Source organism: Vibrio sp. Y176 (assembly GCF_033438945.1).
In genome coordinates, this window is record NZ_JAWOQS010000970.1 from 1 (window position 1) to 559 (window position 559).

1 pseudogene is annotated in these 559 nt (G+C 46.9%); it reads right to left on the bottom strand.

Annotation, left to right across the window (positions count from 1 at the left end):
• Nucleotides 1–500, bottom strand: a pseudogene (locus R7O13_RS29690) (DNA recombination protein RmuC); the annotation flags it as partial.
• Nucleotides 501–559 lie beyond the last annotated feature (59 nt).

Consider the following 559-nt stretch of genomic DNA (forward strand, 5'->3'; position numbering starts at 1 on the left):
AGTTGATTGGCAAGGTGCTCAAACTGTTGTTTCAGACGCACTTCGGCCTGCTCTAAAATTTGCAGTTTTTCCGCATTAGCCTGATTCATTTGTTCGTGGCGCGCCTGCTGCTCACGAAGCTGCGTTTCCAAACGGGATTTTTGTTCGCGCATTTGGCCCAGCTCATCAAAATACTGCTGACGTTCTTGTTTGACGGCTTCGAAGTAACGCAATTTCTCCATGGCCGCCATCAACTTGCCGTGCGATTGTCGCACTTCAAAGGCCGCTTTATCGCGCTCGTTGTCGAGTTCATCCAACTCTTGCTGCGCATCGGCAAGGCTTTGCTTTACTTGTTCAAGCTGTTGTTGATGAAGCTGTTTTTCTGACACCAACTGCTGTTCGAGTAGTTGAGTCTGGGTAATAAAGCGCTGCTTTACCCACCAACCCACGGCGACACCGCTCGCTGTCGCGGCAAAAAGAGAAGAAAGAATGAGAGATTGATGCTCAAGAATCCATTGCATAATAGCGAGTTAGCCTATGTTTTATATCTTTATCAATGGTATTTAGACACTGGATAAAT